The 5,663-nt window shown below is 76.2% G+C and carries 3 protein-coding genes and 1 pseudogene; 2 read left to right on the top strand and 2 right to left on the bottom strand.

What is annotated here, in order from left to right:
• Both ABD308_RS28555 and ABD308_RS28550 read right to left on the bottom strand, forming a co-directional pair.
• Positions 1-655: pseudogene (locus tag ABD308_RS28555) on the bottom strand (hypothetical protein); the annotation flags it as partial.
• Between the two features lie 124 nt (positions 656-779).
• Entirely contained in the window at positions 780-1,127 is a 348-nt protein-coding gene (locus ABD308_RS28550) for a DUF4326 domain-containing protein (RefSeq protein ID WP_344340534.1), read from the bottom strand.
• Positions 1,128-1,284: 157 nt separating this feature from the next.
• Between ABD308_RS28550 and ABD308_RS28545 the strand changes: the two genes are divergently transcribed.
• A complete protein-coding gene (locus ABD308_RS28545; RefSeq protein WP_344340531.1) occupies positions 1,285-3,759 on the top strand; it encodes a SpoIIE family protein phosphatase in 2,475 nt (824 codons plus the stop codon).
• 125 nt (positions 3,760-3,884) lie between these two features.
• Entirely contained in the window at positions 3,885-5,651 is a 1,767-nt protein-coding gene (locus ABD308_RS28540) for a sensor histidine kinase (protein ID WP_344340528.1), read from the top strand.
• Positions 5,652-5,663 lie beyond the last annotated feature (12 nt).

Genomic DNA, 5,663 nt, shown 5'->3' with positions numbered 1-5,663 from the left:
CGCCGGCGTCCAGCGCGAACAGGTTGCGCCGCAGGTCGCCCCTGGAGGAGACCGAGCCGTACACCCGGCTCCCGTCGCAGCCGTACAGGGTGATCGAGTCGCCCAGCTCCTGGGGCAGCGGCAGGCTCCAGTCGGTGGCCGGGTCCACCAGCGCCCGGGCGTCGACGTGGCCGGGCGAGACCGTGAACAGCCGGCCCGCGCCGGCGAACAGCGGGTTGTCGTCCGGGGAGCCCTTCGGCGGGTTCGCCTCGATGACCCCGGTCAGGGTGCCGTGCTCGGGGTCGAGCAGGCGCACACCGCGGCGGGTGACGTAGGAGGGCGCGAACAGCCGGCCGTTCAGCCGGCCCGGCGTCATCGGCTCGGGGCCCCGGTAGGCCCACACCGGCTCCGGGCCGACCACCCTGGTGGGCAACGGCTGCGGCTGCGGTTGCGGCGGCTCGGCCTCCGACCTGCCGCCGGCCCGCGACACCCCCCACACGGCGGCACCCGCCACCAGCACCCCGGCCCCGATCAGCAGCCGCCGCCGGGGCATCCCCGGCCCGGCACCCCCGCCGCTCACCACGTCCCCGGCCGCAGCGGAGGCACGGCCCTCGTCCTCCCCGTCCCACTGCCAGGACGCCTCGCCCGCCGACCGATCGGACGGTGTGGACCCCATACGCGACTACTCGTCTCCCCCGGGGCAGCGGTTCGCGCTGCACTGTCCAGCGAGAATACCCAGACCACCCGCACCCCCACCCTCCCGGTCCGTCTCCCGCCGCGGCCCGGCCGGCGAGGTCCGGCTAGTGGTGAGAGCCGGGGCTGCCGTGGTCGGCGAGGGCGGCCAGGACGTCGGCGTGGCAGGGGAGGGGGGCGCACCAGCAGCCGAGGCGGTGGCCGCGCAGGGCGGGGACGAGGGCGAGCAGGTCGGGGTGGGCGAGGAGATGGGCGCGGTACTTGACCAGCATCCGCTCGCGCGTGAGATCGGGGCCGGGACGGTAGGGGCAGTGCAGCGGGGACTCGGCGAGGTGCCAGCCGCCCCGGTGCATCGCGCGGCCGACGTAGACCACGTCGGCGAACGCGGGGTCGTCGCGGTGGCCCTTCAGGTTGACCACGGTGGTCGGGCCCGGGTCCGGGGTACGGCGCGTCATGGGGTCGATGGTGGCGCAGCCGGGGCCGACGGGCACCCCGGGACGGGCGGGGGCTCGTCTTGACAGCCCCTGGGGCCCGGCGTAGCAAGGGAGCATGCGCGAGGGTGTGCCCGCGGACCCGCCCGGTCCGCGACCGAGTGGCGACGGTGCCCGGGCGGTGCGACCCGGCCCGCGCCGTCTCCACGGGCATGCCGAGCCGTCCCCGGAGGAGCAGGCGCTCCGTGACCGGGACGCCCTGCTGACCTCCGCCGTGCGCAGGGTGCTCGGTGGCGCGGAGGCGCACGGCGTGACCCTCTACCTGCGCTCCCGCGACCGCCGCTCGCTGGTGCTGTGCGCCGTCGCGGGCGTGCCGCTCGCGGTCCTCGGCCCGTTCCGGCGGATCGCCGCCGCCGGCCCGCTGCCGGTCGCGGTGAGCCACCGCGGCGGCCGTACGGTGGTGCTCGCCGACACCGAGGACACCATGCGCCGCTTCCCGCAGTTCGCGCTCGGCCTGCCGTACGACTTCGCCTCCGCGTGGGTCCCGGTCCGGGCGGGCGGGGAGTCGTACGGGGTCCTGGGTGTGCTGGGGCCCGCCTCGGTCGGTGGGGTGCCCGAGGGCGCGCGCCGTCACCTGCGCGGCGTCGCCGACCGGCTGGCCGCCGGCCTGGCCGCGCTGGCGGCGGCCGGCCACCTGGTGGAGCCGAACGGGGACACCACGGTCGTCGAACTCACCCCGCCGTCCGCGCCGACCACCCGGGTGGGCCTGTTCGACTGGGACGTGCTGGCCGGCGTGGTGACCGCCGACGAGCAGTTCTGCGAGATCTTCGGCCTCGCCCCCGGCGACTTCGACGGCCGCGCCACCACGGTGGCCGACCGGATCGCCCCCGGTGACCTGCCGGAGTTCCGGTCCGCCGTGCGCGGCGCCCTGGACGGGGAGCGGGTGCTCGCCGCCCGGCTGCGGGTGCTGGACCGCGACGGGCACCCCTATCCCGTCGAACTCTGGGCCCGGGTCCCGCACGACCGCTCCGGACCCTGGGGCCGGCTGGTCGGCGCCGTCCTCGACACCAGGACCGGCACCGCTGCGGCCGCCGCCGTCGAACGCCTGCGCGACGGCGTCTTCTCGCTCGACCCGGACGGCCGGATCACCTACGCCAACCACAGCGTCGAACTGCTGCTCCAGACCCGCCGCGAGGACCTGGTCGGCCACCACCCGTGGCAGGTGCTGTCCTGGCTCTCCGACCCGGTGTACGAGAACCGCTACCGGGCCGCGCTGCTCTCCCAGCAGCCCACCGCGTTCCTCGCGCTGCGTCCGCCGGACTGCTGGCTGGCGTTCTCCCTCTACCCCGACGCGCACGGCGTCACCGGCCGGGTGGTCGCCGCCGAACCTCCCCCGGACGCCGCCGCGCCGCCCGCCGAACCCGCCCGGCCCGGCGCCTGGACCGGCCTGGGCGCCATGTACCACCTGCTCCAGCTGGCCAGCGCGCTGAGCGAGGCGGTCACCGCCCGCGAGGTGTTCCGCGCGGTGGCCGACGAGATCCTCCCGGCACTCGGCGGCCAGGAGCTCGCCATCTACGCGGTGCGGGACAAGCGGCTCCAGCTGGTCTCGCAGAGCGGCTACCCCGACGGCTTCCTCGACCGCTTCGAAGGCATCCCGGTCGGCGCCAAGGTCCCCGGGGCGGAGACGATCAGCAGCGCCGCCCCGATCTTCTTCGAGTCCGTCGACGAACTGGCCGCCGCCTACCCCGAGCTCACCCTGGACGACATGGGGGCCTGGGCGTTCCTGCCGCTGATCGCCTCCGGCCACCCGGTGGGCAGCTGCATCCTCGGCTTCGACCGGCCCCGGGTCTTCACCCTGGAGGAACGCGCCCTGCTCACCGCGCTGGCCGGCTTCATCGCCCAGGCGCTGGAGCGCGCCCGGCTGTACGACGCCGAGTTCACCCTGGCCCGCGGTCTCCAGCAGGCGCTGCTTCCGCACCGGCTGCCACACGTGGAAGGGGTCCGGATCGCGGCCCGCTACCTGCCCGGCACCCAGGGCATGGAGATCGGCGGCGACTGGTACGACGCCATCGTCACCGGCCGGGACCTCTGCCTGGTCATCGGCGACGTCGAGGGCCACAGCGTCGGCGCGGCCGCCACCATGGGGCAGCTGCGCAGCGCCGTGCGCGCCTTCACCACCGGTGGCCACCCCCCGGACGAGGTGCTGGCCCGGACCAACCAGCTGCTGCTCGACCTCGATCCCGGGCTGCTCGCCAGCTGCTGCCTGGTCCGGCTCACCCCGGGGGAGGGCACCGCCCTGGTCGCCCGGGCCGGCCACGTGCCGCCGGTGCTGCGCCACCCGGACGGGCGGACGGAGGTGCTGGACGTGCCCGGCGGACCGCTGCTCGGCGTGCACGAAGCGGCCGCGTACCCCGTCAACCCGCTGACCCTGGAGCCCGGATCGCTGCTCGCGCTGTACACCGACGGTCTGGTCGAGGACTCGTCGGAGGCGATCGACGAGGGCGTGGAACGGCTGTGCGCCGCCCTGACCTGGCCGGGCGCCGGGCGGCCGGCGGTCGCGGAGGGGCCGGAGGAGCTGGCCGACCGGGTGCTGCACGAGCTCGGCTCGACGCACCGGGTGGACGACATCGCGCTGCTGCTCACCGCCTACCGCTGAGCGGGCGGGCTGGCCAACCGGCCGGCGTGCCGGGCGGTGCCGGCGCAGGCGGAGCGACTTTCGTCGGCCCCGGCCGCGACGAACGGTGGCGGTGCCCGGCACGGCCGCTTCGTTAGCCTCGACGGGTGGACGTCATAGCAAGGGCCTGGTCGAAGGCGGTACGGACGGCGCTGCCCGGTCCCTGGCGGGCCGGGGCGGTGATCCGCGAGGCGGTGGGCGCGCTGCTGCTCGGGGGGCTCGCCCTGCTGATCGAGGTGGCCAGCCGCAGCGGCCTCGCGCTCGCGATGGGGTCGGCGGTCGTCCTCCTCTTTCTTCTGCGCCGCGGCCTGCCGGCGACCGTGCTGGTGCTCACCTCGGTGGCCTGCGGCTTCGGCGGCGGGCCGCTGCCGCTGCTGATCTGCGCCGGCTGGTCGGCCGGTGCCCGGGTGCGCCGGGTCGCGGTGCTGGCGGGCTCGTTCACCGGCGGCTGGACGCTGATGACGCTGTTCGGCGTGCTGAAGGACGCCGGGCAGGTGCCGGTGAAGCTCATCGTCGGATTCTCACTGGGCGGATTCCTGCTGCTCGCGGTGCTCCCCGCGCTCTGGGGCCGCTACCGGGCGCAGCGCCGGGCACTGATGGACGCCCTGAGCGAGCGCAACGAGCAGCTGCTGCGCGAGCGCGCGATGGTCGCGCACCAGGCGCGCCTGCGCGAGCGGCACCGGATCGCCCAGGACATGCACGACAGCCTGGGCCATCAGCTGGCGCTGATCTCGGTGCACACCGGGGCGCTGGAGGTCGACCGGACGCTCACCGACCGGCAGCGTGAGGCGGTCGGGGTGCTGCGGCTGGCGGCGGTCACGGCGATGCGCGAGCTGCGCGAGGTGGTCGGGGTGCTGCACGACGAGTCGTCGATGGCGCCGTCCGCGCCGGTCGCCGGGGCTGGTGCCGCCGGTGCCGGGCCGGTCGTCGTGGCGGGCGGGGTGGACGGGATCGACGGACTGGTCGCCTCCTCGCGGGCGGCGGGCACGGTGGTGTCGCTGGCGCGGGACGGTGAGCGCCGTGCGCTGAGCGCGTCCGCCGGGCACGCGGCGTACCGGGTCGTTCAGGAAGCGCTCACCAACGCGCACAAGCACGCCCCCGGCGCACCGATCACGGTCGCGCTGCGGTACGAGCCGGACGCGCTGGTGGTCGAGGTGGTGAACCCGGCGGCGCCCGAGCCGGTGGGCGCGCGCCCCGGTGGCGCGGTGGCGGCCGTCAGCGGCGGCCAGGGGCTGACCGGTCTGCGCGAGCGGGCCCGGCTGGTCGGCGGCATGGTGCACGCCGGGCCGACGACCGAGGCCGGGTTCCGGCTGGCGGCCGTGCTGCCCTACGAGGGCGCGGAGACTCCGGCGGGCGCCGGGAGCGTGACGACGGACGCTGGCGCGGACGGCGCGCGGGAGACGGACGGCGCGTGGGAGACGGGCGGGGCCGGGGGTACGGACGTGGCCTGGGGCGTGCGGGGGGCGCTCGACGGCGCGCCGCTGGTCGGGCCCGCGCCGTCGCGGCGGCGGAGCCCGGCGATCGGGTGCGCGATCGGCGGCATCGCGGTGCTGCTGGTCCTCCTCGGCCTGCTGATCTGGGGCGTCGTCGGGTTCGTCCGGTCCGCCCAGGACTCCACGGTGCGGCGGACGGTGTACGAGGAGGTGCGGCTCGGCACCCCGGAGGAGGAGATGGAGCGGCTGCTGCCGCCCGGCAGCGACTTCTTCACCCAGAACCTGCGGGGCACCGGCCCCACTCCGCCGACCGGGTCGGTCTGCCGCTACTTCCTCTCCGACCACCAGTCGGGCGGCGGCTGGAACGAGGACACCGCGATCCGCTTCTGCTTCAAGGACGGTGTGCTGGTCGACAAGCAGTTGTACCAGGCGAAGCAGTGATCGGCGGGGGTG

This window comes from Kitasatospora putterlickiae (genome assembly GCF_039527695.1).
GTDB classification, from domain to species: domain Bacteria; phylum Actinomycetota; class Actinomycetes; order Streptomycetales; family Streptomycetaceae; genus Kitasatospora; species Kitasatospora putterlickiae.
This window is presented reverse-complemented; position numbering and strand designations above follow the sequence as displayed.

Coding starts and splice junctions, on each gene's coding strand:
- ABD308_RS28550 (WP_344340534.1), bottom strand. CDS start 1,127: ATGACGCGCCGTACCCCGGACCCGGGCCCGACCACCGTGGTCAACCTG.